The organism is Streptomyces sp. NPDC052040, from assembly GCF_044548405.1.
GTDB lineage: Bacteria > Actinomycetota > Actinomycetes > Streptomycetales > Streptomycetaceae > Streptomyces.
Window position 1 is genome coordinate 1 of the sequence record NZ_JBIUBV010000008.1, and the last position, 23,833, is coordinate 23,833.

The 23,833-nt window shown below is 72.5% G+C and carries 24 protein-coding genes and 2 pseudogenes; 15 read left to right on the plus strand and 11 right to left on the minus strand.

Translation table 11 applies throughout. The features are described 5' to 3' along the window. Positions 1 to 186: 186 nt before the first annotated feature. From ACIHAA_RS17705 to ACIHAA_RS17730, 6 genes are all read left to right on the plus strand, one after another. Positions 187 to 1,578 carry a maltokinase gene (locus ACIHAA_RS17705; protein WP_399818035.1) on the plus strand — a complete coding sequence of 464 codons (1,392 nt, stop codon included), beginning with the start codon at positions 187 to 189 and terminating at the stop codon, positions 1,576 to 1,578. A gap of 41 nt (positions 1,579 to 1,619) precedes the next feature. Further along, complete coding sequence (gene glgB, locus ACIHAA_RS17710; RefSeq protein WP_399818552.1) at positions 1,620 to 3,833, plus strand: 1,4-alpha-glucan branching enzyme; 2,214 nt, start codon at positions 1,620 to 1,622, stop codon at positions 3,831 to 3,833. 231 nt (positions 3,834 to 4,064) lie between these two features. Then, on the plus strand, positions 4,065 to 4,859 hold the full coding sequence (locus tag ACIHAA_RS17715; RefSeq protein ID WP_399818037.1) for a SigB/SigF/SigG family RNA polymerase sigma factor: 795 nt from the start codon (positions 4,065 to 4,067) through the stop codon (positions 4,857 to 4,859). 301 nt (positions 4,860 to 5,160) lie between these two features. After that, positions 5,161 to 5,841, plus strand: coding sequence for an ABC transporter permease (locus ACIHAA_RS17720; protein ID WP_399818040.1), 681 nt, complete (start codon positions 5,161 to 5,163; stop codon positions 5,839 to 5,841). After that, a complete protein-coding gene (locus tag ACIHAA_RS17725; RefSeq protein WP_399818043.1) occupies positions 5,838 to 6,509 on the plus strand; it encodes an ABC transporter permease in 672 nt (223 codons plus the stop codon). The genes ACIHAA_RS17720 and ACIHAA_RS17725 overlap by 4 nt, the downstream gene beginning before the upstream one ends. Further along, on the plus strand, positions 6,506 to 7,441 hold the full coding sequence (locus ACIHAA_RS17730) for an ABC transporter substrate-binding protein (protein ID WP_399818045.1): 936 nt from the start codon (positions 6,506 to 6,508) through the stop codon (positions 7,439 to 7,441). The genes ACIHAA_RS17725 and ACIHAA_RS17730 overlap by 4 nt, the downstream gene beginning before the upstream one ends. A gap of 66 nt (positions 7,442 to 7,507) precedes the next feature. Here the strand turns inward: ACIHAA_RS17730 and ACIHAA_RS17735 are convergent, their stop codons facing one another. The 4 genes from ACIHAA_RS17735 to ACIHAA_RS17750 all read right to left on the minus strand — a co-directional run bounded on the left by ACIHAA_RS17735 (position 7,508) and on the right by ACIHAA_RS17750 (position 11,630). Then, the gene (locus ACIHAA_RS17735; protein WP_399818047.1) at positions 7,508 to 8,662 is read right to left on the minus strand and encodes an ABC transporter ATP-binding protein; all 1,155 of its coding nucleotides are present in this window, start codon (positions 8,660 to 8,662) and stop codon (positions 7,508 to 7,510) included. A 22-nt stretch (positions 8,663 to 8,684) separates the two neighbouring features. Then, a complete protein-coding gene (locus ACIHAA_RS17740) occupies positions 8,685 to 9,326 on the minus strand; it encodes a lactate utilization protein C (RefSeq protein WP_399818049.1) in 642 nt (213 codons plus the stop codon). Next, positions 9,323 to 10,807: a LutB/LldF family L-lactate oxidation iron-sulfur protein gene (locus ACIHAA_RS17745; RefSeq protein ID WP_399818052.1), complete on the minus strand. Its 1,485-nt coding sequence runs from the start codon at positions 10,805 to 10,807 to the stop codon at positions 9,323 to 9,325. Before ACIHAA_RS17745 ends, ACIHAA_RS17740 begins: the two co-directional genes overlap by 4 nt. A gap of 67 nt (positions 10,808 to 10,874) precedes the next feature. Continuing rightward, positions 10,875 to 11,630, minus strand: a complete 756-nt coding sequence (locus tag ACIHAA_RS17750) for a (Fe-S)-binding protein (protein ID WP_399818055.1) — start codon at positions 11,628 to 11,630, stop codon at positions 10,875 to 10,877. Between the two features lie 227 nt (positions 11,631 to 11,857). Here ACIHAA_RS17750 and ACIHAA_RS17755 point away from each other — a divergent pair, with 227 nt between their 5' ends. The 6 genes from ACIHAA_RS17755 (at position 11,858) to ACIHAA_RS17780 (ending at position 16,360) form a co-directional block, all read left to right on the plus strand. Then, a complete protein-coding gene (locus ACIHAA_RS17755; protein ID WP_399818058.1) occupies positions 11,858 to 12,883 on the plus strand; it encodes a LacI family DNA-binding transcriptional regulator in 1,026 nt (341 codons plus the stop codon). Positions 12,884 to 13,157: 274 nt separating this feature from the next. Further along, positions 13,158 to 14,459, plus strand: coding sequence for an alpha/beta fold hydrolase (locus ACIHAA_RS17760; protein WP_399818060.1), 1,302 nt, complete (start codon positions 13,158 to 13,160; stop codon positions 14,457 to 14,459). Positions 14,460 to 14,538: 79 nt separating this feature from the next. Next, positions 14,539 to 14,829, plus strand: coding sequence for a DUF5919 domain-containing protein (locus ACIHAA_RS17765; RefSeq protein WP_399818062.1), 291 nt, complete (start codon positions 14,539 to 14,541; stop codon positions 14,827 to 14,829). Next, positions 14,826 to 14,990: a hypothetical protein gene (locus ACIHAA_RS17770; RefSeq protein WP_399818065.1), complete on the plus strand. Its 165-nt coding sequence runs from the start codon at positions 14,826 to 14,828 to the stop codon at positions 14,988 to 14,990. Before ACIHAA_RS17765 ends, ACIHAA_RS17770 begins: the two co-directional genes overlap by 4 nt. Then, on the plus strand, positions 14,977 to 15,444 hold the full coding sequence (locus tag ACIHAA_RS17775) for an NUDIX hydrolase (RefSeq protein WP_399818067.1): 468 nt from the start codon (positions 14,977 to 14,979) through the stop codon (positions 15,442 to 15,444). The genes ACIHAA_RS17770 and ACIHAA_RS17775 overlap by 14 nt, the downstream gene beginning before the upstream one ends. An 85-nt stretch (positions 15,445 to 15,529) precedes the next feature. Continuing rightward, entirely contained in the window at positions 15,530 to 16,360 is an 831-nt protein-coding gene (locus ACIHAA_RS17780) for a pentapeptide repeat-containing protein (protein WP_399818068.1), read from the plus strand. On the opposite strand, the gene ACIHAA_RS17785 is transcribed toward ACIHAA_RS17780, so the two are convergent. Further along, entirely contained in the window at positions 16,322 to 17,845 is a 1,524-nt protein-coding gene (locus ACIHAA_RS17785) for a cytochrome P450 (RefSeq protein ID WP_399818070.1), read from the minus strand. The two genes, ACIHAA_RS17780 and ACIHAA_RS17785, sit on opposite strands and share 39 nt — an antisense overlap. 130 nt (positions 17,846 to 17,975) lie before the next feature. Between ACIHAA_RS17785 and ACIHAA_RS17790 the strand changes: the two genes are divergently transcribed. Then, complete coding sequence (locus ACIHAA_RS17790; RefSeq protein WP_399818072.1) at positions 17,976 to 18,584, plus strand: TetR/AcrR family transcriptional regulator; 609 nt, start codon at positions 17,976 to 17,978, stop codon at positions 18,582 to 18,584. 99 nt (positions 18,585 to 18,683) lie between these two features. After that, positions 18,684 to 19,409, plus strand: a complete 726-nt coding sequence (locus ACIHAA_RS17795) for a DUF2470 domain-containing protein (protein WP_399818074.1) — start codon at positions 18,684 to 18,686, stop codon at positions 19,407 to 19,409. Here the strand turns inward: ACIHAA_RS17795 and ACIHAA_RS17800 are convergent. From ACIHAA_RS17800 to ACIHAA_RS17820, 5 genes and pseudogenes are all read right to left on the minus strand, one after another. Beyond that, positions 19,377 to 19,514, minus strand: a pseudogene (locus ACIHAA_RS17800) (beta-propeller fold lactonase family protein); the annotation flags it as partial. The gene ACIHAA_RS17795 and the pseudogene ACIHAA_RS17800 sit on opposite strands and share 33 nt — an antisense overlap. Before the next feature lie 159 nt (positions 19,515 to 19,673). Beyond that, positions 19,674 to 19,778, minus strand: a pseudogene (locus ACIHAA_RS17805) (twin-arginine translocation signal domain-containing protein); the annotation flags it as partial. Between the two features lie 182 nt (positions 19,779 to 19,960). Then, entirely contained in the window at positions 19,961 to 21,244 is a 1,284-nt protein-coding gene (locus ACIHAA_RS17810; RefSeq protein WP_399818076.1) for an aromatic acid exporter family protein, read from the minus strand. Positions 21,245 to 21,340: 96 nt separating this feature from the next. Next, a complete protein-coding gene (locus ACIHAA_RS17815) occupies positions 21,341 to 21,835 on the minus strand; it encodes an FBP domain-containing protein (RefSeq protein ID WP_399818077.1) in 495 nt (164 codons plus the stop codon). Between the two features lie 272 nt (positions 21,836 to 22,107). Continuing rightward, complete coding sequence (locus tag ACIHAA_RS17820) at positions 22,108 to 22,770, minus strand: PAS domain-containing protein (protein WP_399818078.1); 663 nt, start codon at positions 22,768 to 22,770, stop codon at positions 22,108 to 22,110. 176 nt (positions 22,771 to 22,946) lie between these two features. Between ACIHAA_RS17820 and ACIHAA_RS17825 the strand changes: the two genes are divergently transcribed. After that, positions 22,947 to 23,498: a GNAT family N-acetyltransferase gene (locus tag ACIHAA_RS17825; RefSeq protein ID WP_399818080.1), complete on the plus strand. Its 552-nt coding sequence runs from the start codon at positions 22,947 to 22,949 to the stop codon at positions 23,496 to 23,498. 45 nt (positions 23,499 to 23,543) lie between these two features. Here ACIHAA_RS17825 and ACIHAA_RS17830 read toward each other — a convergent pair whose 3' ends face one another. Continuing rightward, on the minus strand, positions 23,544 to 23,822 hold the full coding sequence (locus ACIHAA_RS17830) for a hypothetical protein (protein WP_399818082.1): 279 nt from the start codon (positions 23,820 to 23,822) through the stop codon (positions 23,544 to 23,546). Positions 23,823 to 23,833 lie beyond the last annotated feature (11 nt).

Sequence of the window (23,833 nt, forward strand, 5' to 3'; positions counted from 1 at the left end):
CATCGGCCAGGTCCGCTTCCCCGCCATCGGCGAACTCCCCTACCTCCTCACCCTCGCAGGCCACGGCTTCTACTGGTTCCGACTCCGCAAGGACGTCCCCCAGGCCACCAAGGTGAACCTGGTCGTGGCCCGTTGACCCATGGCCGCTGATCCCTCGGCCGCCCCGGACGGAAAGGACGCGACGCCATGACGAAGACCGGGACCGCAACGCTCCGCGCGGACCGCCTCGGCCCTGCCTCGCTGCTGCCCTCGCTGTCCGGTCTGCTGCGCGGCTGGCTGCCGCGGCAGCGCTGGTTCGCGGGCAAGGGACGCCCCGTCACGGACCTGGCACTGCTCTCGGTGACGCAACTGCGCCCCGGCTGCCTGCACCTGCTGGTCCGCGCCGAGTACCCGGAGCTGTCGGCGGGCGGCACCGCTCGCCCGGCCCCGGTCCGCGACTGCTACCAACTGTTGCTCGGGTTCGGTGAGTTCATACCCCGCAATCCCGCGGCCGTCCTCGGGCGCATCGCCGAAGGCCCCCTGGCCGGAATGCTGGTGTACGACGCCCTCCACGACCCCCGTTCCGCCTCCCTGCTGCTGGAACGGCTGCGCACACCGGGCACCGCGGGCGCCCTGCGCTTCGAACGCGACGGACGGGTGACCATCCCCCTCGACCTCGCGCCGCGCCTCCTCGAAGCCGAGCAGTCCAACTCCTCCCTGGTCTACGGGGACGCGTACATCCTCAAACTGTTCCGCCGGGTGCGGCCCGGCATCAATCCGGACCTGGAAGTGCCCTGGGCGCTGGCCCGGAAGGGCTGCACCCGGGTGCTCGCGCCGGTCGCCTGGTTCCGCACCTCCAGCCCGTGGGCCGCGACCCTCGGCGTGCTCCAGCCCTTTCTGCACGGCGCCGACGACGGCTGGACCCAGGCGCTGGCCGCGCTCACGGCCGGGCGGGAGTTCACCGAGGAAGCCCATGAGATGGGGCGGTCCACGGCCGAGGTGCATCTGGCCCTCGCCGCCGCGTTCCCCGTCGAGTCCCAGGGGCCACCGCACACTGAGCGCCTCGCTGCCGGGATGGTGGAGCGGCTGAGGAGCGCCCTGCACGCCGTACCGGAACTGCTGCCGTACGCCTCCGGGCTCCGGTCCGCCTTCACCGGTCTCGCGGCCCTGGACTCCCCCCGGCCCGCGCAGCGTATCCACGGGGATCTGCACCTGGGCCAGGTGCTGCGGGCCGAACGGCAGTGGCATCTCATCGACTTCGAGGGGGAGCCGACCCGTCCGCTGCCCGAACGGCGCCGGGTCCAGTCCCCGGTGCGCGATGTGGCGGGCATGCTCCGCTCCTTCGACTACGCCGCACACGCCCGCCGCCCCTGGAGTCCCGAGTGGGCGCACGGCTGCCGGGAGGCCTACTGCGCGGGCTACGCCGAGGCGGCGGGCTGGGACCCCCGCTCGGAACCGGAGCTGCTGCGCGCCTATGAGACCGACCGTGCCGTGTACGAGGTGCTGTACGAGGCCCGGCACCGCCCCGACTGGCTGCCCGTGCCGATGGCGGCGATCGCCCGACTCGCCGAACGCCCCGCCCTGAGGAGGCTGCCGTGACCGCCCCCACCGCATCCCCGCCGCCCGCCTGTTCACCGCAGCTGGGAGCGCCGGGCGCCGCACCGGCGGACCCCGGCGACCGGGAGCGCCTGCTCGCGGGCGCCCACCACGATCCGCACGCGGTACTGGGCGCCCACCCGGCCCCCGGCGGGATCGCCCTGCGGGTCCTCAAGCCCTCGGCGCTCTCGGTGACCGTGCTCCTCGACGGCGCCTGGGCGGAGCTGCACGACGACGGGGACGGCTTCTTCTCGGCACTGCTGCCACTGCCGGACCTCCCGGAGTACCGGCTCCTCGTGGCCTACGAGGACTCCGTGCTGGAGACCGACGACCCCTACCGCTTTCTGCCCGCGCTGGGCGAGCTGGATCTCCACCTCATCGGCGAAGGACGCCATGAACAGCTGTGGCGGGCCCTCGGCGCCCGTCCCCTGACACACGCGGGCGTCCAGGGCACCCGGTTCACGGTGTGGGCGCCGAACGCGCGCGGGGTGCGGGTCTGCGGGGACTTCTGCCACTGGAACGGCACGGCCCATCCGATGCGCTCGCTCGGCTCCTCCGGAGTGTGGGAGCTGTTCGTGCCGGGCGTCGGACCCGGAACGCCGTACAAGTTCGACATCACCCGCCCCGACGGAAGCCACACCGTCCGCGCCGACCCCATGGCCCGCCGCACGGAGGTGCCGCCCGCGACCGCCTCGATCGTCACCGAGTCCGCCTACCGCTGGGGCGACCGGGAGTGGATGGACCGGCGCGGTGACCGCCCGGTCCACGAGGCGCCGTTCTCGGTGTACGAGGTCCATCTGCCGTCCTGGCGGCCGGGCCTGACGTACCGTGAGCTGGCCCAGCAACTCCCGGCGTATGTGCAGGACCTGGGCTTCACCCATGTCGAGCTGATGCCGCTGGCCGAGCATCCCTTCGGCGGCTCCTGGGGGTACCAGGTCACCGGCTTCTACGCCCCCACGGCCCGGCTGGGCAGCCCCGACGACTTCAAGTACCTGGTCGACGCCCTGCACCAGGCGGGTATCGGGGTGCTGATGGACTGGGTCCCGGCGCACTTCCCGCGCGACGAGTGGGCCCTTGCCGAGTTCGACGGACGGCCGCTGTACGAGCCCGCGGACCCGCTGCGGGCGGCCCATCCGGACTGGGGCACCCTGGAGTTCGACTACGGGCGCCGCGAGGTGCGCAACTTCCTCGTCGCCAACGCCGTCTACTGGTGCGAGGAGTTCCACATCGACGGCCTGCGCGTGGACGCCGTAGCCTCCATGCTCTACCTCGACTACTCCCGCGAACCGGGCCAGTGGCGGCCCAACGAGCAGGGTGGGAACGAGAATCCGGACGCGGTCGCCTTCCTCCAGGAGATGAACGCCACCGTCTACCGCCGCTGCCCCGGAGTGGTCACGGTCGCCGAGGAGTCCACTGCCTGGGACGGCGTCACCCGGCCCACCGACCATGGCGGCCTGGGCTTCGGACTGAAGTGGAACATGGGCTGGATGCACGACTCCCTGGTCTATGTCTCCAAGGACCCCGTGCACCGCAGACACCACCACAACGAGATGACCTTCTCCATGGTGTACGCCTACAGCGAGAACTACATCCTGCCCATCTCCCACGACGAAGTGGTGCACGGCAAGCGGTCGCTGGTGTCGAAGATGCCCGGCGACTGGTGGCAGCAGCGCGCCAACCACCGCGCCTATCTGGCCTTCATGTGGTCCCACCCCGGCAAGCAACTCCTCTTCATGGGACAGGAGTTCGCCCAGGGCGACGAATGGTCCCAGGCCCACGGTCCCGACTGGTGGCTGCTGGAGCGGGGCTACGGCGCCGAGGCCGACCACCGGGGCGTGCGCGACCTGGTCCGGGACCTGAACACCCTCTATCTGCAAAACCCGGCCCTGTGGCAGTGCGACACCCGGCCCTCCGGCTTCCGCTGGGTGGTCTCCCATGCCGCCGACGACAATGTCTTCGCGTTCCTGCGCTTCGACGCCTCGGGCACCCCCCTGCTGGCCGTGTCCAACTTCTCGCCGGTCGTCCGCCACCACTACCGCCTGGACGTACCCGAGGACGTACCGGCCTGGGAGGAGGTCCTCAACACCGACGCGGCCCGTTACGGCGGCGGGGACGTCGGAAACTCCGACCCCGTGACACCCGGGACCGGCCCCGGTCACGGCATCCGCCTCACACTTCCCCCGCTCGCCACCCTCTGGCTGCGCCCGCTCGCCCATTCCGGGGCGGTTCCGCCGAATTCCCCGCCGCCCTTTCGGTGACGTTCCGAATTCATGGGGTTTCCATGAGTGACCTGCCAACCACGAAATGATTCTCGTGAATTGTTTGACGTCCGGAAAGTCGGGAATGGCTGGTATTGAGTGCTTCGGACAGGAGGCACCTCCGTGGAAACTGGCCCAGCAGATCCCGGGACGGTGACTCCCCGCGTGGTCCGTGAGTGCGGCCTCCCACGGTGACTGCCCAGTCAGCCCCTTGAGGGAGTTGAAAGCACGATGCCCATCACGGCCAAGACGAAGCAGCACCCCCACGACGACGCCCCCGACACCACCGACGCGTTCGCGCGGCTGCGCCGACTGCCCGAGGGGCCCGAACGCCACACGCTCCGCGACGACATCGTCCGGTCCTGGCTGCCGATGGCCGACCGGATCGCCCGGCGGTACCGGGGGAGGGGCGAGTCCGTCGAGGATCTCTGCCAGGTCGCGGCCCTGGGCCTGGTCAAGGCGGTCGACCGCTACGACCCGGCCCGCGGATACGCCTTCGAGAGCTACGCCATCCCCACCATCACCGGGGAGATCAAACGGCACTTCCGCGACCACATGTGGGTCCTGCACGTGCCCCGCCGGGTCCAGGACCTGCGCAACCGGGTCCGTACGGCCGTCAAGGAGATCTCCCAGGAGACACCCGGGCACGGCCCGACCGTCGCCGAGATCGCCGAACACGCCCATCTCGCCGAGGAGGACGTCCGGGTGGGCCTGGAGGCCATGGACAGCTTCACCGCCCTGTCCCTGGACGCGGAAGTGGCCGGCAGCGACGACGGATACGCGCTGGGTGACGCCCTCGGGGAGGCCGACTCCGGATACGACCTGATCGTCGACCGGGAGGCCGTCAAACCCTGTCTGCGGTCGCTTCCCGAACGTGAGCGCACCATTCTGTATCTGCGTTACTTCCGCGGAATGACCCAGAGTCGCATAGCGGACCAACTCGGCATTTCCCAGATGCATGTCTCACGTCTGCTCAGCGGATGCTGCGCCCGCGTTCGTGAAGAAGCACTCACCGATATCGCCTGACGCTCCGCCCTCCGCGGCGGAATCGCATCCGGCCGCCCGGCTCGGCGACTCGTCGACCGGACGGCCGTTTGCGGGCGGGCTCACTGCCGAACCCTCCCGGGAACGGCTTGGCAGTGCACCGCTCCTTCCGGACTATCCGTGAGGGGGCTTTTGAAACACGCGGCCCACAGGGGCGGCGAAGGGAGCGGACCCGGGCGGAAGCGGTCCCACGAGCGGCACCGATGGCTGCAACGGACGCGCCGCACCCCGTACGGGCCCCCACGACCTGCGCCTCTCCCCGCCCGCCGGATGCAATGGACCTGTGACCGCGCCCCCCGACGACTGTCTCGTCCGCAACGAGTGGATCTGCGGCGCCTATGTGCGCAGCCGCCGCCACATCCTGCTCGACGCGGTGGCCCAGCATCTGGAGCTGACCGCGGCCTCCGTGCTCATCGGTCTCGCCATCGCCCTGCCCCTGGCCCTGCTGGCGCGCCGCTGGGGCGGGATCGCCGGGCCCGTACTCGTCGGCACCACGATCCTCTACACCATTCCGTCCCTGGCGATGTTCTCACTGCTGCTGCCGCTGTACGGGCTGTCGCCCACCCTGGTGGTCGCCGGTCTCGTCCTCTACTCGCTCACCCTGCTCGTCCGCAACATCGTCGCCGGGCTGCGCGCCGTCCCCGAGGAGACCCGGCAGGCCGCCCACGGCATGGGATACGGGCCGGTCCGGCTGCTGCTCACGGTGGAACTCCCGCTCGCCCTGCCCACCGCCCTGGCCGGGCTCCGGATCGCCGCGGTCTCCGCCGTCTCCCTGGTCACCCTCGGCGCGATCGTGGGCTTCGGCGGCCTGGGGAACCTCATCTACGCGGGCATGAACACCTACTTCAAGGCCCAGGTGCTGACCGCGTCCGTGCTGTGCGTGCTGATCGCCGTGGCCGTCGATCTGCTGCTGCTCGGTGTGCAGCGGCTGATCACCCCCTGGGCCAGGGCGGCCCGCGGATGAGCGTCCCCGGCCAGGCCTGGCACTGGCTCACCGACCCGGCGCACTGGGCGGGCGACAACGGCATCGGGCACCGGCTGGTCCAACATGTCCTGCTCACCGTCTGCTGTCTCGTCATCAGCTGCGCCGTCGCCCTGCCGATCGCACTGGTCCTCGGCCATCTCGGCCGCGGCGGCGCCCTCGCCGTCAACATCTCCAACGCCGGACGCGCCGTCCCCACCTTCGCCGTCCTGGTGCTCCTGCTGCTCACCCCGCTCGGCCGCTGGGGAGAGGGACCCACCGTGGTGGCCCTCGTCCTGTTCGCCGTACCGCCCCTGATCACCAACGCCTACGTCGGTGTACGGGAAGTCGACCGCGGCGTGGTGCGGGCGGCGCGGGGCATGGGAATGACCGGGCGGCAGACGCTGCTCCGGGTGGAACTGCCCCTGTCCCTCCCGATGGTGCTCGGCGGGGTGCGGATCGCCGCCGTCCAACTCGTGGCGACCGCGACCATCGCCGCGCTCGCGGGCGGCGGGGGACTCGGCCGCATCATCACCGCCGGATTCAACCTGGCGAGCACCCCGCAGGTGGTGGCCGGGGCCATCCTGGTGGCGGCGCTGGCCCTGGCCGTGGAGGCGGTCTTCGAGGCCGTCGAACGACTGGTGCCGCGCCGGGCCGGAGGCACCCGATGAGGCGGTGGGCGGTGGCCGCGGCCCTGCTGCTGCTCGCCGGCTGCGCCACCGGCCCCTCTCTGGAGACCCGCGGCCGGGTCACCGCCTCGCCCGGCGACAGCAGACAACTCACCATCGGCTCGGCCGGCTTCACCGAGGGCGACCTGCTGTCCCAGATGTACGCGCTGCTGCTGAACCGGGCCGGGTACCGGACCTCCCTGATCGTCGTCGCCGACCGCGAACTGTACGAACCCGCCCTGGAGTCGGGGCAGATCGACGTCGTCCCCGAGTACGCGGCCACCTTCGCGGACTGGCTCAACGCCCGCGCCCACGGCCCCGACGCCCCTCCCGTCGGCTCCCCGGACCTCGACACCACCATGCGGGCCCTGCGGCGCCTCGCCGCGCCCCGCGGGCTCACCGTGCTCGCCCCCGGCCGGGCCGTCGTCCAGAACGCCTTCGCCGTGAGCGCCGCCTACGCCCGCGCACACCGCCTCCGCACGCTCAGCGACCTCGGCAGGTCCGGGCTGAAGGTCCGGCTCGCGGCGGGCGACGAGTGCGTACGGCGGCCGTACTGCGCGCCGGGGCTGCGCTCGGTGTACGGCATCGACGTCGTCGGCGTCGACCCCAAGGGCGTCGGCACCACCCAGGCCAAGCGGGCCGTGCAGAACGGGCAGGACCAGATGGTGCTGACCACCACCACGGACGCCATGCTCGGCACCTTCGGACTGGTGCTGCTGGAGGACGACCGGCACCTCCAGAACGCGGACGCCGTCGTCCCGGTCGTCAACCGCTCCCGCGCGGGCGGACCGCGCGTCGCCCGGGCTCTCGACGCTCTGGGCTCCGTACTGACCACCCGGGACCTGGCGTCGCTGAACGAGCAGGTCGACAGCTGGCGGCGGCTCCCCCAGGACGTGGCCCGCACCTACCTTCGGGACAAGGGGCTGCTGAAGTAGCCGGGGCCGCCCGAAGCCCCGCCCCCGGCCGCCCGGCGCGGGTGCTTCCGCCCGGGTCCCTTCCGCTCAGGCGTCGGCCACCGAGTCGTACGGCACCTCCCGGCGCGGAACGCCCCGCGCGTCCGCGTCCACCGAGCGGCGCAGGGCCTCATGGAGCCCGGCCGGGGTCAGCACCCCCAGAAAGCGGGTCCCGTCCAGCACCGCGACCCAGCCCGCGTCGTGCTGGAGCATCACCCCGAACGCCTGCTTGAGCGGAGCGCCCACCGGCACCCATGACGTCATCCGGTGCGCATGGTCGCGGACCAGTCCGCCCCCGGCCAGCTCCTCGACACCGGCCCAGCCGTGCAGATCGCCCGCCGAGTCGAGCACCACCGCCCAGCGGACGCCGTCCGCACGCAGCCGTGCCGCCGCCCGCCCGGCGGCGTCGTCGAGCCGGGCGACCGGCGGCTGCTCCAGATCACCCGGCTGGATCTCCGTCACCGACAGCCGCTTCAGCCCCCGGTCGGCGCCCACGAACTCGGCCACACACGGTGTGGCGGGCGCCCCCAGCACCGCCCCCGGCGTGTCGAACTGCTCGATGCGCCCCTGCCCGTACACCGCGATCCGGTCGCCGAGCCGGACCGCCTCCTCGATGTCATGGGTGACCAGCAGGACCGTCTTGCGGACGGCCGTCTGCATCCGCAGGAACTCCTCCTGCAACTGCTCCCGCACCACGGGGTCGACCGCCCCGAAGGGCTCGTCCATCAGCAGCACCGGCGGATCGGCGGCCAGGGCCCGCGCCACCCCCACCCGCTGCCGCTGGCCGCCGGACAGCTGCTCCGGATAGCGGGACCCGTAGGTCGTCGGGTCCAGGCCCACCAGGTCGAGCAGTTCGGCCGCGCGCGCCCGGGCCCGGGACCGCGTCCAGCCGAGCAGGCGGGGCACCGTCGCCGTGTTGTCGAGCACGGTCCGGTGCGGGAACAGCCCGACCTGCTGGATGACGTAGCCGATACGCCGCCGCAGCCGCACCGGATCGACGGTCGCGACATCCTCGCCGTCCACGAAGACCCGGCCCGAGGTGGGCTCGATCAGCCGGTTGACCATCATCATGGTGGTCGTCTTGCCGCAGCCGGACGGCCCCACGAGGGTGACCAGCTCACCCTCGCCGACCTCGAAGGACAGGCCGTGGACGGCCGTCGTGCCGTCCGGGTAGCGCTTGGTGACCTGATCGAACCGGATCATTCCCTCACGCTAGCGGCGCCGGTCACTCACCGCTCATCAGCACCACCTCCAGGGTGCGCGGACCGTGCACCCCCTCGACCCGGTCCAGTTCGATGTCACTGGTCGCGGACGGGCCGGAGATCCAGGTCAGCGGACGCCGGGGGTCGAGCCGCCGCAGGGCCTCGGGCACGGAGGACACCACCTGCTCCGGGACGCGTACGACACAGATGTGGTGGTCGGGCACGAGGGTGACACGGCGGCGGCCCTGGTCCGGCGAGCCGTCCAGCACCAGGGTCCCGGTCTCGGCGATCGCGACCGCGCAGCCGGTGACCACGCTGTCCACCCGGTCGAGGTCCCGCGCAGTGCTCTCCGCCCGGTCCGGAACCTGCTCGACCCCGGTGACCCAGTGCGAGGGCAGCCCCGGGGGCACCACCGCGGTCCGCGCGCCCCGTGCCGCGAGAAGCCGGGCCAGGAGCGCGGGCAGCCCCGCGGTGTCCGTGCGGTGCACGACCGCCCGGTAGTCCGCGAGGTTCTCCGCGAGCAGCTCCACCGTCTGCGCCGGGGTCCGCTCGCCGTGCCGCTCCCGGTAGTCCCGGGGCACGGACCGCTCATACGGTGTGTCGTCCGCGGGCACGTCCGCCAGCGCTCGCCGCACCCGGCCCAGGATCAGATCCCTGCTGCTCATGTCGTCTCCGTCCCTCCGTGCGTGCGCTGCCACCAGTCCCGGAACGGCTCGGGGGGCACCGTCGGCAGGTCCCGGCTCGCGCTCCACGCCCTCCCCGGGCCCGGCAGCGTCCGCGGCAGGAAGCGGCGTGAGCGCGACGCCAGGCGCTGGCCCGCACGCAGGACGCCGGGGTGCCCGAAGGCCCAGCCCGCCGCCCGCATCGCCGCCCGCTCCGCCGCGTGCCCCCGGGCGGGTTTGAGCACCACCTTGTTGCCCTCCCGGGTGGCGGGGCCGCCCTCGACCACCCGCTCCCGCAGATGCACCAGCACCTCGGGGATGTCGATGGCGACCGGGCAGACGTCGTAGCAGGCGCCGCACAGGGAGGAGGCGTAGGGCAGCGAGGCGTCGACCGGGTTGCCGGTGCCGCGGAGCTGGGGGCTGAGGACGGCGCCGATCGGTCCCGGGTAGACCGAGCCGTAGGCATGACCGCCCGCGCGCTCGTAGACCGGGCAGACGTTGAGGCACGCCGAGCAGCGGATGCAGCGCAGCACCTGGCGGCCGACGCGGTCGGCCAGGCTGTCGGTGCGCCCGTTGTCCAGCAGGACCAGATGGAAGGTCCGGGGGCCGTCCGCCGTGGCCGCGTCGGTGGTGCCCGTCCACATGCTCGTGTACGGGTTCATGCGCTCGGCGGTGGAGGAGCGGGGGAGTGTCTGGAGGAAGACCTCCAGGTCCCGCCAGGTCGGCACCAGCTTCTCGATGCCGACGACCGAGATCAGGGTCTCGGGGAGGGTGAGGCACATCCGGCCGTTGCCCTCGGACTCGACCACCACCAGGGTGCCCGTCTCCGCGACCATGAAGTTCGCCCCGGAGACGGCGACCTTGGCGCGCAGGAACTTCTCCCGCAGATGCAGCCGGGCCGCCTCGGCGAGTTCGGCGGGCGAGTCGGTGAGGTTCCCGGGGGCCGGACGGCCCCACGCCCCCATCTCGGAGCGGAAGATGTCCCGGATCTCCCCGCGGTTGCGATGGATCGCCGGGACCAGGATGTGCGAGGGCCGGTCCCGTCCCAACTGCACGATCAGTTCGGCGAGATCGGTCTCGTACGCCCGGATCCCCTCGGCCTCCAGGGCCTCGTTGAGGCCGATCTCCTGGGTGGCCATGGACTTGACCTTGACCACCTCCGACTCGCCGGTCTCCTTGACCAGTCGGGCGACGATCCGGTTGGCCTCCGCCGCGTCCGCCGCCCAGTGGACGGTGCCCCCGGCCGCGGTGACCGCCTCCTCCAACTGCACCAGATAGCGGTCGAGGTGACGCAGTGTGTGGTCCTTGATGCGGCGGCCCGCCTCCCGCAGCTCCGCCCAGTCGGACATCTCCGCGACGGCCTGGGCGCGCTTGGCGCGGATGGTGCCGGTGGCGTGCCGCAGATTGCCGCGCAGGGTGCTGTCGGCCACGGCCCGGCGCGCTGCCTCGGGGAAGGCCGGCATCCCGAGGAACGTCCCGCTCATGCGCCGCGCCCCTTCTCCTCGTTCTCCCAGGTCTCCTGGTTCTCCCGGGTCTCCCGGTCGACGGCCCTCATACCGGCGGCTCCTCCTCCGTACTCGCCAGGATCTCCGCGATGTGCACCGGCCGCATGCCGACGCGCAGCCGCGTCATCGTGCCGCCGAGGTGCAGCAGACAGGAGTTGTCGGCCGCGCAGAGCACCTCCGCGCCCGTCGACTCGGCGTTGCGCACCTTGTCGGCGCCCATGGCCGCCGAGACATCGGGGTTCTTCACGGCGAAGGTGCCGCCGAAGCCGCAGCACTCCTCGGCGCCGGGCAGCTCGATCAGCTCCAGCCCCCGCACGGCCTTCAGCAGCCGCGCCGGACGGTCGCCGAGCCTGAGGGCGCGCAGGCCGTGACAGGTCGGGTGGTAGGTCACCCGGTGCGGGTAGTACGCCCCCACGTCCGTCACCCCCAGCACATCGACCAGGAACTCCGTCAGCTCGTAGGTCTTCGGGACGACCGGTGCCAGCGTGGCCGCGAGGGCGTTGCCGCGGCCCTCGGCCCGCGCCCGCTCGCCCAGCCGCGGATACAGCTCCCGCACCATCGCCCCGCAGGACCCGGACGGGGTCACGACGGCCTCGTAGTCCCGGAACACATCGGCGTACCGCACCGCCAGCGGCTCGGCCTCGTGCCGGTAACCGGTGTTGTAGTGGGCCTGCCCGCAACAGGTCTGCGCCGGGGGGAAGTCGACGTCGACGCCCAGTCTGGTCAGCAATCTCACCACGGCGCGGCCGGTGTCCGGATAGAGCGTGTCGTTGACGCAGGTCAGGAACAGAGCGACACGCATCGCGGCTCCTCGGGGTCGGTCGTGACGATGATCGCAGGGTAATCCGCGCATCCGGCAGGGGGGAGATCCCGTCGTGCGGCGTGGCGGTCGTACGACGACTGCTGTACCGCCCGCTGCGGACCGTCGTATTCCGGTATGACCGAGCCGTCCGGGCCGGGCGGAAGTGGGGTGGCATGCAGGTAATGTGAGGAATTCCCGCCGTCCTCGTCCCTGGAGGTTCCCGCTCGATGGCCCAGTCGGTGGGTATCAAGGATGTCGCCCGCGCCGCAGGAGTCTCTGTGGGCACGGTCTCGAACGTCATCAACCGTCCCGCCTCCGTCGCCGCGGAGACCCGCGCCCGGGTGCAGTCCGTCATCGAACGGCTCGGCTATGTCCGCAGCGAGTCGGCGCGGCAGTTACGGGCCGGGCGCAGCCGCATCGTGGGTCTGCTCGTCCTCGACATGGGCAACCCGTTCTTCGTGGACGTGGCCCGCGGCGCCGAACGCGCCGTCCGGCAGGCCGGTCTCGGTGTGATGGTCTGCAACAGCGCGCAGGACCCCGCGGAGGAGGCCGAGTACCTCTCGCTCTTCGCCGAGCAGCGGGTGCGCGGTGTGCTGCTGAGTCCGGCCGACGCGACGGGCGGCACCATCGAGGCGTTCCGCCGCCACGGCATCCCGTTCGTGCTGGTCGACCGGGTCGCCGACGGCACCACGGAGTGCTCGGTGTCGGTGGACGACGTGGCGGGCGGCGCCCTGGCCGTGCGGCATCTGCTCGACGCCGGGCACCGTTCCCTCGCCTTCGTCAGCGGCCCGCCGGGACTCACCCAGGTCAGGGACCGCCGCATCGGCGCCCTGAACGCCCTGGCGGAGGCCGGTCTCGGCCCCGGGGCACTGCGGGAGTTGCCCACCGGGCGCCTGGACGTCGCCGCGGGACGGGACGCCGGGGCCAGGCTGCTCGGGCTCGCCGACCGGCCGACGGCCGTCTTCTGCGCCAACGACCTGCTCGCGCTCGGGGTCCTCCAGGCGCTCTACGCGGCCGGGGTGAAGGTCCCCGAGGACCTCGCCCTGGTCGGCTACGACGACATCGAGTTCGCGGCGGCCGCCGCCGTACCCCTCACCTCTGTACGGCAGCCCGCTGCCACCCTGGGCGCGCTCGCCGCGCGGCTGCTCCTTGAGGAGACCGGGACGGGACCGGACGCCGGCCAGCACGAGCACCGGCGGATCGTGCTCCAGCCGGAACTGGTGGTCCGCCGCTCCAGCCTGACGGCACACTGACCCTCCGCCGTGGTTCTTTCCGCCGTGCGGTTGCCCTCTGCTGCGCGGGGGGCCTCTGGCGTGCGGTTGCCCTCTGCCGTCCGGCGGGCCCCTGGCTTCTGGTTGCCCTCTGCCGTGCTGCGACCTGCCGTGGTGCGACCCGGGCCGCAGCGTGGGCGGCTGCCCCCGCTGAACGACCGGTCAGCAACACGGCGCAGGTCCCCGGCCATGCATCGCCGCCCCGCCATGTGCTGAACTGGCCCCTGTCCTGGATCCGTCCGTCTCGGGAGCCCCCTTGAGCCTCAGCTACCGCCAGCCCGGTGTCGTCCTCACCGACCGGTACTTCACCGTGCCCCTGGACCACGACACCCCCGGCGGCGAGACGATCGAGCTGTACGCGCGCGAGGTCGTCGCCGCCGAGAAGGCGGACGCCGAGCTGCCCTGGCTGGTCTATCTCCAGGGCGGTCCCGGCTTCGGGGCGAACCGTTTCATCGGAAAGCAGGCATGGCTGGGCCGGGCCCTGGAGGAGTACCGCGTGCTCCTCCTCGACCAGCGCGGCACCGGCGCCTCCACGCCCGCCAACCGCCAGACCCTCCCGCTGCGCGGCGGCCCCCGGGAACAGGCCGACTATCTGACCCGCTTCCGTGCCGACTCCATCGTCCGCGACTGTGAGGCCATCCGCCCGCAGCTCACCGGGGGCGCCCCCTGGACCGTCCTCGGCCAGAGCTTCGGCGGCTTCTGCACCGTCGCCTACCTCTCCACGGCCCCCGAGGGACTGCGGACCGCCCTGATCACCGGCGGGCTGCCCGCCCTGGACGCACACGCCGACGACGTCTACCGGGCCGCCTACCCCCGCATCGAACGCAAGGTCGCCGCCCACTACGCCCGCTACCCGCAGGACGTCGAGCGCGCCCGCCGTATCGCCGAGTACGTGCTGCGGCACGAGCCCGTCCTCGGCAACGGCTACCGGCTCACCGTCGAGGCGTTCCAGTCCCTCGGCATCCTCCTCGGCGGCGGCGAGGGCAGCCACCGCCTCCACTTCCTCCTGGAGAACGCCTTTGTGCGCACCGCGGGAGGCCATGTGCTCTCCGACGCCTTCCAGGAGGAGGCGGGAGCCCTCCTCTCGTACGCGAGCCACCCCCTGTACGCGCTGGTCCACGAGGCGATCTACGGCCAGGACGACCGCCCCACCGGCTGGGCGGCGGAGCGGACGCGGGCGGAGTTCCCCCAGTTCGACGCGGCGAAGGCGCTGGCGGGCGACGGACCGGTGCTGTTCACGGGCGAGTCCGTGCACCCCTGGATGTTCGACACCGACCCGGCCCTGCGCCCGCTGCGCGACACCGCACACCTGCTCGCCGAGCACACCGACTGGACCCCGCTCTACGACCCCGCCCGCCTGGCCGCCAACGAGGTCCCGACAGCCGCGGCGATCTACCACGACGACATGTACGTCGACACCGGCCACGCCCTGCACACGGCACGCACCATCCGCGGCCTGCGCACCTGGGTCACCGACGAGTTCGAACACGACGGCGTCCGCGCAAGCGGCCCCCGCGTCCTGGACCGCCTGCTCTCCCTGACCCGGGACGAGGCCTGACACCCGCCCACCCCGACCAACGGAAGCCGCCGCCCCACACGGGCGGCGGGGCGGCGGCCCCCGCGGCTGCGAGAGGGAGTTGACCTTCGCCGGGTACACCAACTACTTCCTGCGGCTGGAGCAGGCCCGGTTCGGCACGGCGCTGCGCCGGAAGGCCGCCGGTGGGTGCCGAGTGCGATTCCTCGTCGGCGAGCCCGACAGTGAAGCGACGCGGTCCCGCGAGGAGGACGAGGGCGTCGCTCTGACCCTGTCCACCCGGATCCGTGTGACTCTCGCCGAGTTGGAGAAGATCCGCGCCCAGCCAGGTATCGGTCGAGGTTCAGTGCGGGACACGCCCACCTGTCCGTGTTCCGCTTCGACGATGACATGATCGTGACTCCGCTGCTGCCGCACTCGGTCGGTCACGACGCCCCGACCCTGCATCTGCACCGGCACCAGCCGGACGGCATGTTCGACCGTTTCGCGTCGCACATCGACGAGCTGTGGGGCCGGGGCAGGCCGGTGTGGGAGGAGAGCGATGGGACGTCGTGACTACGAGGACGATCCGGAGGCGCCGGCGGCCAACAGTCTCGTTCCCGCGGCGTCCGCCGTCGTGGTGGACGGCGCGGGTCGCGTCCTCCTCCAGCGCCGTGCCGACAACGGTATGTGGGCGTTGCCCGGGGGCGCCATGAACATCGGTGAGTCCCTGCCGGACTGCGCCGTGCGCGAGACCCGTGAGGAGACCGGCTATGAGGTGGAGGTGACCGGGATCGTCGGTACGTACAGCAACCCCGGCCATGTCTTCGCGTACGACGACGGTGAGGTCCGGCAGGAGTTCTCCGTCTGCTTTCTCGCCCGGCCCGTCTCCGGCCGCCCGGCCGTGTCGGACGAGTCCACGGACGTGCGCTGGTTCGACCCGTCGGAGGTGGACGGCCTGCCCATGGTGGCGAGCATCCGCAAGCGGGTGGACGACTGGCGCAACGGACGTATGCCCGCCTGTCGTTGATCCGGGGGTGGACGGTCCATGGCCGGGGGCGGCCCGTGCTGGCCCGGTGAGGGGTCGTGCAACTGTGCTGTTTAGCATGGGTTGTATGTCCATCACCCCGACCGGCTCCTCCGAACTGAGTGCCGACTGCGGTCGTTGCTTCGCGCTCTGTTGTGTGGCCCTTCCCTTTGCGCGGTCCGCGGACTTCGCGGCCGACAAGGGGGCCGGTACGCCCTGTCGTAATCTGCAAGACGACTTCCGCTGCGGGATCCACGCCGGGCTGCGGTCCCGCGGATACGCCGGATGCACGGTCTACGACTGCTTCGGGGCGGGGCAGAAGGTCTCCCAGGTCACCTTCGGCGGCCGGGACTGGCGGTCGGGGGACGACGGGCACGCCCGACGGATGTTCGACGTGTTCCCGGTGATGCGTCAACTCCATGAGCTGCTGCGGTATCTGACGGAAGGTCTGTCACTGGCCGCTGCGCGTCCGGTCCACGCGGAGCTGCGGCGCATGCTGGAGGAGACCGAGCGGCTGACGCTTGGCACGCCCGGGGAACTGGGGGAGCTGGACGTGGGAGCACACCGGGCGCGGGTCAATGTGCTGCTGCTGCGCACCAGTGAGCTGGTCCGGGCGGGGGCCGGGGGCCGTCGCAGGAGCCGACGGGGTGCCGATCTCGTCGGGGCCCGGCTCACGGGGGCCGATCTCCGCGGGGCCGACCTGCGCGGGGCCTGCCTCATAGCCGCCGACCTCAGGGGCGCCGATCTGCGGGACGCGGATCTGATCGGTGCCGACCTGCGCGACGCGGACCTCACCGACGCCGATCTGACCGGCGCCTTCTTTCTGACGCAGCCTCAGGTCAACTCGGCCCGGGGCGGCCAGGGCACCCGGCTGCCCGCCTCAGTCGCCCGCCCCGGTCACTGGACACCGGGACCCTGAGGGCGCGGGCGGCGGTTCCTCCCCGGCCGTGGGCGCGGGCCGGTCGAGGGGCCGCCGGTCGAGGTGCAGCCGCAGCCCCTCCGGGATCACGGTCAACCGCTCCGCCACCCGCAGCCGGTAGCCCGGGTCGGGCCGCAGCGCGTAGCGGCGCAGCAGGAGCCCGAGGACCAGCGTCGCCTCGTGCAGCGCGAACTGCCGTCCGATGCAGGCCCGGGCCCCCGTGCCGAACGGCTTGAAGGCATGCGCCGGGCGCCCTCGTGCCGCGCCCGCCGTGAAGCGGTCCGGGTCGAAGTCCTCCGCGTCGGCGCCCCACACCTCCGGATCCCGGTGCAGCAGGGGCGTCAGCACCAGCGCCCAGGCACCCCTGCGCATCGGATGGACGCCGTCCAGCAGCGTGTCCTGCCGGGCCTCCCGCGCGTAGGCGGGAGCGGTCGGCCACAGTCGCAGCGACTCGTCCAGAACCCGGCGCACATACCGCAGCCTGGCCACCTGCTCGTAGCCGGGCCGGGCGGTGCCGCCCCAGACCCGGTCCACCTCCTCCCGGGCGCGCCCGGCGATGTCCGGGTGCCGGGAGAGATAGTGCAGGGCGAAGGAGAGCGCCCCCGAGGTGGTCTCATGGCCCGCCGCCAGGAAGGTGATCACCTGGCGGCGGATGTTCTCGGGGGCGAGCCGCTCCCCGGTCTCCGGATGCGTGGTCTCCAGCATCAGGTCGAGCAGATCGCCGCTGCCGCCGGGGCCGGTGCGCCGCGCCCGGACGACCTCGTCCACCGTGCGGTTCAGATACGCCCGGTCCGCCTCGTTGCGCCGGGCCGCGTCCCGCAGCAGCAGTGAACTCAGCGATCCCGGGGCGACATTGCGGCGCTGGGCGAAGGTCAGCGCGCCGACCATGGCGGTCACAAAGGGATGCGGCCGGGACCGCTCGAAGGAGCCGAAGTCATGGCCGAAGCCGGTCCGCGCGATCGTCTCCAGGGTCAGCTTGGTCATGTCCCCGGGGACGTCCACGGCCCGCCCCGCCGCCTGCTCCATGTCCCAGCGTTCCAGCAGCCGTTCGGCCACGTCCAGCATCATCGGGTGGTATCCCGCCATCGCCTCCCGGCTGAAACCGGGCGCCAGGATGTCGTGCGCCAGCTGCCAGTTGGGCTCGTCGTTGTACGCCGTGAACAGCCCGTCACCGGCGATCGGCCGCAGATTGGCGACCCCGAGGCCCACATGCTTGGCGAAGCGCGACTCGTCGGAGAGGTCGGCCGCCAGGCGGCCGCCCCAGACGAAGACGATCTCCCGGCCGAAGTACTTGAGCCGGAAGACGGGGCCGAGCAGGCGGCCGCGGCGCATCGAGTCCTGCAACGGTCTGCGGTGGTCCGCGCCGAGCAGATCCCCGGCGAACGGGAGCCGGTGCGGGGGATGCGGGATGCGGTCCAGCTCCGGCCAGCCCAGTTCCGCTCCGCGGAAGCCCCTGGGAAGCGCGGTAGTCGTCGTCCGGGCCATGCTGCCATCTCCCTTGAGCAACGGGCACCGGACCCGGGCGCAGCGGGGTCCGGCATGCTTGTTGTACGTCGGTTCAATAGCGCTTTCAGTCTCGTCCCGCCGCTGAAGCGGCGTCAAGTACAGTGCGGGCATGGCCGCGAACCAGGGGGAGCGCACGCGCCGTCGGCTCAGCACCGGGGAACGCAGGGAGCAGCTCCTCACGGTCGGCGCCCGGCTGTTCTCGGAGAATCCCTACGACGAGGTCTGGATCGAGCAGGTCGCCGAGATCGCCGGGGTGTCGCGCGGTCTGCTCTACCACTACTTCCCGACCAAGCGGGACTTCTTCACGGCGGTGGTGGAGCGTGAGAGTGAGCGGCTGCTCCGGATGACGGAAGCGGTCCCCGGGATTCCGGTGCGCGACCAGCTTGCCGCCTCGCTGGACACCTTCCTCGCCCAGGTGGAGGAGCACGCGCACGGCTTCCGCGCTTTCCACCGCGCCGACGCGGCGGGGGACCAGACGGTGCGCAGGGTCTACCGGCGGTCGCTGGCGGCGCAGGAGCGGCAGATCCTGGCGGCGCTCGCGGGTGATCCCGAATTCGGTCCGGCCGTGGGGGAGCGGCCCGAGCTGAGGATCGCCGTCCGCGGCTGGCTGGCCTTCACCACCGCCGTGTGCCTGGAGTGGCTCCGGGGGGCCGACCTCTCCCGGGAGCAGGTGCGCGAGCTGTGCGCCCGGGCGCTGTGGGGCGTGGTGACCCGCTGACGGGTTTCTTCGTGGTGGTCTTCGTGGTGGCCCTCCGGTGGTTGGCTCTCCCCTCGATCTCCGATAGCTTAGGCAAGGCTTACCTAAGGAGGTTGAGGAATGGCTGACCGTCATGCCTGGACGGCGGCGCCCGCCGCGGCGGAGCGTGCCCGCTCGGTGCTGGCCGCCGCATGGTCCTGCGCGGTGACCACGGAGGGCGGCCGGGAGGAACTCGTCGGGGCGCACACCGCCATGGCGGACGGCCGGGTCCTGGTGCAGCTGCCCGAGGACAGCATGCTCCACGCGATCGCCCTGTGCGCACCGCGCGGAGAGCCCTCCGCGGTCCTGGAATTCGCCGATGTCGCGCCCGTCCCCGTACGGTCCCGGATCCGCGCCCGGCTGTGGCTCGCCGGTTCTCTCGCGCCCGAAGAGGGGAACCTCGTACTGCGCCCCATGCGCATCGCGCTTCACCGGTCGAACGGGGTGACCGCCGTCGACCCCGGTGAGTACGCGGCCGCCGAGCCCGATCCGCTCGCCGCGGCCGAGGCCAAGCTGCTCACCCACCTCGCCGACGCCCACCCCGACGCGGTCGAACGGCTCACCCGCCTTGTCGAGCCCGACAGCATGCACGGGGCCGTCAACGTCCTGCCGCTCGCCGTCGACCGCCACGGGCTGACCCTGCGCATCGAACGCAGCCGCGGCCACGGCGACGTACGCCTGACCTTCCACCGGCCCGCCGACGACGTGTCCGAGCTGACCGAGCGCATGCATGTCCTGCTCGCCCAGGCCGCGCGCGCCGCCTGCCCCCGGACGCTACAGCGGCAGCACACAGACGGCGACGGGTGAGGTGAACGGCTGGCCCGCCGGGCGCAGCGCGCCGCTCGCGGGGTCGACCCGGAAGACGCTGCCCGTGCCGGACCGCTGGTTCGCCGTGAACAGCAGCCGGCCGTCGTAGGCCGCGAGACCGATGCCCGGCCGCCGGCCGCCACCGAGGTGTAGGTGCCGATGCACAGGGGGCGCGGGCCGCTCGGGCGGGGCGGGGCGCGGCCGCCCCGCCCCGCCCGGGGCGGGCCGAGACGCGTCGGGGGTCTGCCCGGGCACCGCGGGTGCGGGGATCGCGGCCACTGCGGTCGTGGCGGTGGCGGCGCCGAGGAAGCGGCGCCTGCTCCAGCGGGCACCGGACGAGGCCCGTGCCGGTTCCGCACCGCTGTTCATCCCGCACCTCGGATGTCGACTGTTCCTCCCGCGTCAGCCACCATGGCCCGCGCCCGCCGTCCCGTGCAAGGCGGGCAACGGCGGTGCGGATCATGCAATGCCCGTATCGGTGGCCGTATCGATGCCCGTACCGCATGCCGGTGGCTGCCGCCGGAGGTGCCCGCCGCGGGCCGCCCGGTGCGTCATCCGGAACGGCCGGGCGGCCGGGGGCGGTTCCGGCCCCGGTCCCGGCGGGCTCGGCGCAGCCGGGACAGTCCGGGCCGGAGCACATTGTCCTGGAACCTGGTCAGAAGGGGGTTCCGCTCGCGCTGCTCGGCGGCGCAGCGGTCCAGCTCCTCCAGCAGACGGCGGGTGCGGTGCTCGGTGTCCAGCTCGTCCAGGATGCGGTTGACCTCCGTCAGCATGGCGCCCTGGAACTGCCACTGCCGGGTGTCCCGCTGGACCCCTTCAAGGAGCAGCTGGGCCAGCTTGTCGCGGGTGGCGCCCGCCGTCACCAGCTCCTCGGCGAGCCGGGTCTCCGCGGACTCGGCGCTGCGGCTGACATCGGTGGTGACCAGCACCGCGAAGCTGACCACGGCATCGCCGATCTCGGACAGCAGACGCTCCACCGCCGCCCCGGTCTCCGCCTCGAACAGGGGCTCGGGATCGCGTTCCTTCGCCAGGTCGGCCAGGGTCCGGGCGATCACCCGGAGCACCACCGTGCAGATCTCCAGGGTGTCCAGACCGGTGCGCAGCACGATCCGGTGCAGCAGGCCCTCGCGGACCCGGGGGTTGAGTTTCAGGCTGTCCTCGGCCTGCCGCAGCGCCGCGTCCACCTGGACGATGTCATGGTCCAGCCGACGTGCCTCGTACAGCCGTACGGTCGCCAGGGCGGCCGGGACCCGGCCCGCCGCCTGCTCGCCGACCCGCAGCATCAGCTGGCGCATCCGGCGCGCCAGGTCCTCGATGGACTGCCCGGCGGGGCCCACCCACACCGGGGGAGCGAAGAACAGATTGGTCAGCAGACCGACCACCGCGCCGATCAGGGTCTCCAGGACCCGGGCCCACGCCGTGCTGCCGACCTGGGTCACCCCGAGGACCAGCATGGCGCTGATCGCGACCTCGGGGACGTACTCGCTGACCCGGACGAAGTGGCCGATCGTCAGCGACGCGATGATGATCAGGGCCAGGCTCCACCAGGTCAGGCCGACCAGGACGCTGAAGCCGATGGCGATGACCACGCCCGTCACCACCGAGTTCACCCGGCGCACACTGTTGGTGATCGTCGCGTACAGCGTCACCTGGACCACGAGCAGGGCCGTCAGGGGCGCGGTGAGCGGGGCGGGCTCGGGGCTGAGGCGCACGGCGACCACATACGCGATGGTCGCGGCCGCGGTCGAACGGACCGCCTGGACGGCCTCGGGCACCTGCCGCAGTTTCACGATCCGGGCGCTGACCCTCGCCCATGTCTCACGCACATCTCGCATCCCTATGGCTCTTCCCGCTCCACCTGGGCATCGAACGTACAGATGGGAAGCGTCACCGTGTGCGGAGAGCGGGAGCGGGCCGGGTCCCGCCCCGGCTCAGGCTTCCAGCTTGTCCAGGAAGGCCGAGAGGTTGCCGGTCATCCGGGCGAGCTGCTGCTCCACGGTGAGGCTCTCCTCGAAGCGGGCCCCGCCTCCGGGCGACTTCCTGCCGCGTATGTACAGGGGGCAGGCGAGGTCCGTGCACATATAGATCCCGACCGAGTTCCCCTCGCGTCCCGCCGTGCCCGCCTTGCGCGCGGTCATCAGGGAGACGCCGTTGCCCGGGTGGGTGGTCAGACAGAGCGAGCACATGCTCCGGTGCAGAAAGCCGCGCTGAGAGGACGGGAAGCGCAGGGTGACGCCCACCGGCCCGCCCGCCCGCTCAACGACCAGATAGCTGCGGTCCGGCGCCCCGGGGTCCCGCCAGCCCAGGAAGTCCAGGTCGTCCCAGGGGCGTTCGTCCAGGTCACGCGGGATCGCCAGCCGCTTGGCCTCGCCCTTGGAGCAGTTGATGAAGGAAGAGCGGATGTCCTGCTCGGTGAGCGGTCTCATGGGGAGTCCTTCTGCGGTACGGCGCCGGAACCGGGAGCCACGGAGAAACCTAAGGCTTATAGGTTTCAACCTAAGGTAGCAAGGTGGATCCGGCGGGCACCACTGAATTTCCGCGGCACTCCGGGGCTCCGCGCGGGACGGACCGGTGGCGGATCGGTGGCGGGCCGGTGGGCGGGTCGATGGGCGGGTCGATGGGCGGGCCGGGCGGCGGACATGCTCCCCGCCCGGCAGCTTCGGGCCCCTGCTCGGGGCCCGAAGCTACGTACACGCGCTCACGTTTCCTCGCTCCCGGCTCTGGTGAGGTCGGCCACCGCCGGCGGCCACGCCCCGGGAACGAGCACGCCCAGCGCATAGGCGCGCGCCACCAGTTCCGTACGGTTCGACGCGCCCCAGCGCTCGGACAGGCGCCGCAGATGGTAGGTCACCCCGTCGGTGGTGAGTCCGGTCTCCCGCGCGGCCCGGGCGGTGGTCGCGCCTCCCGCCAGCAGCGCCAGGATCCGGGCCTCGGCGGGGCTCGCCGAGAGGGAGCCGGGCGGCGCCCCCGGCGCGGAACACTCGCCCAGCACCCGCACCTGGACCAGCAGCGTGGTGGTGGCCTCGGCGGAGTCGCTCACCGGATCCGCGGTCAGCTCCCCCCGCCTCGGCACACCGCCGGGCCCGTCCCAGCGCACCGAGACCGGATAGCGGGAGCGGTGCCGCAGCCGCAGCGCGTGGGCGATCCGCTCGATCTGGGTGGGTTCCTGCGGCCGGAACAGATCCAGCACGTTGCGCCCCCGCAGACTGCCGGGCGTGGCCCCCCACTCGGCCGCCATCGCCGGATTGGCCAGCACCACCGCCCCGTGGACATCGCACACCGCGACCGGCATCGGAATCCGGTCGAAGAGTTTCAGGGCCCGGTTCCGCCACACCACGTCGGGCGCCTGCTCCGGCTCCATCCTGCACCCCTTCCAGCTCGTCCGGGCAACGATAGACGCCCAGGTCCGGGCCCTCGACGGGGCGGACGGCGCCCTCATCCAGGAACGGTCGCCCCTGGCCGCCGGGGCCCGTGGCGGCCCCTGGATCCCGGTGCGGCCGGGGGGCCGTTGTCGGACCCCCTCTCTAGGGTGACCCCATGGACACCACGGACGCCATGAACGCCGGGCAGGTGCGGCTGGAGCCCTGGGCCGAGGGCGACTTCTGGCTGCTGGAGCGGACGAACAGCCCCGAGATGACCGGGCACCTGGGCGGGCCCGAGACGGAGGAGCAACTCGTGGCGCGCCACGCGCGCTATCTCGCCGTGGCCCCCGGGCGGATGTACCGGGTCACGCTGTCCGGCACGGGCGAGACGGTGGGGTCGATCGGCTTCTGGGAGCGGTCCTGGCGGGACGCGACCGTATGGGAGACCGGGTGGGGGATCCTGCCCGAGTTCCAGCGGCGGGGCCTTGCCGTACGGGCCGCGCGGGCGGTCGTCGAGGCGGCCCGCGCCACCCGTGCGCACCGGTATCTGCACGCCTTCCCGGGCGTCGGCCATGCCGCGTCCAACGCGGTCTGCCGCGGGGCGGGCTTCGAGCTGCTGGGGCAGGCCGACTTCGAGTACCCGAAGGGCCGGTGGATGACCTCCAACGACTGGCGCCTGGACCTCGGCCCGGTCGGGGGGACGGAGCCCCCGGGCCGTCCGCGGTGACCCACCGGAGCGCGGGCGGCCCCGCCCGCGCCCGTAGGCCGTCCGTCAGGCGTTCTCCTCCGGCACGCCCGCCTGCGCCCGCGCCTCGGTCTCGACGTCGCTGCGGGTCCTGCCGTGCTCCTTCGCGTACGCGCTGATCGCGATCTGGAGATCACGGTCGAGGTCCCGCCAGGCGCGCAGCGCCGTCTCGTACAGATCGGACTGCCGCTTGCTCCACGGTGCCGCGGTGGGGGGTCCGTACATCTCGCGCAGACCGGCCGCCTTCGTCTCCGCCTCGCTCGCCGCCCGCTGCATCTCCACGATCTCTTCAAAGGTCTTCGCCACGGCCCCGGATC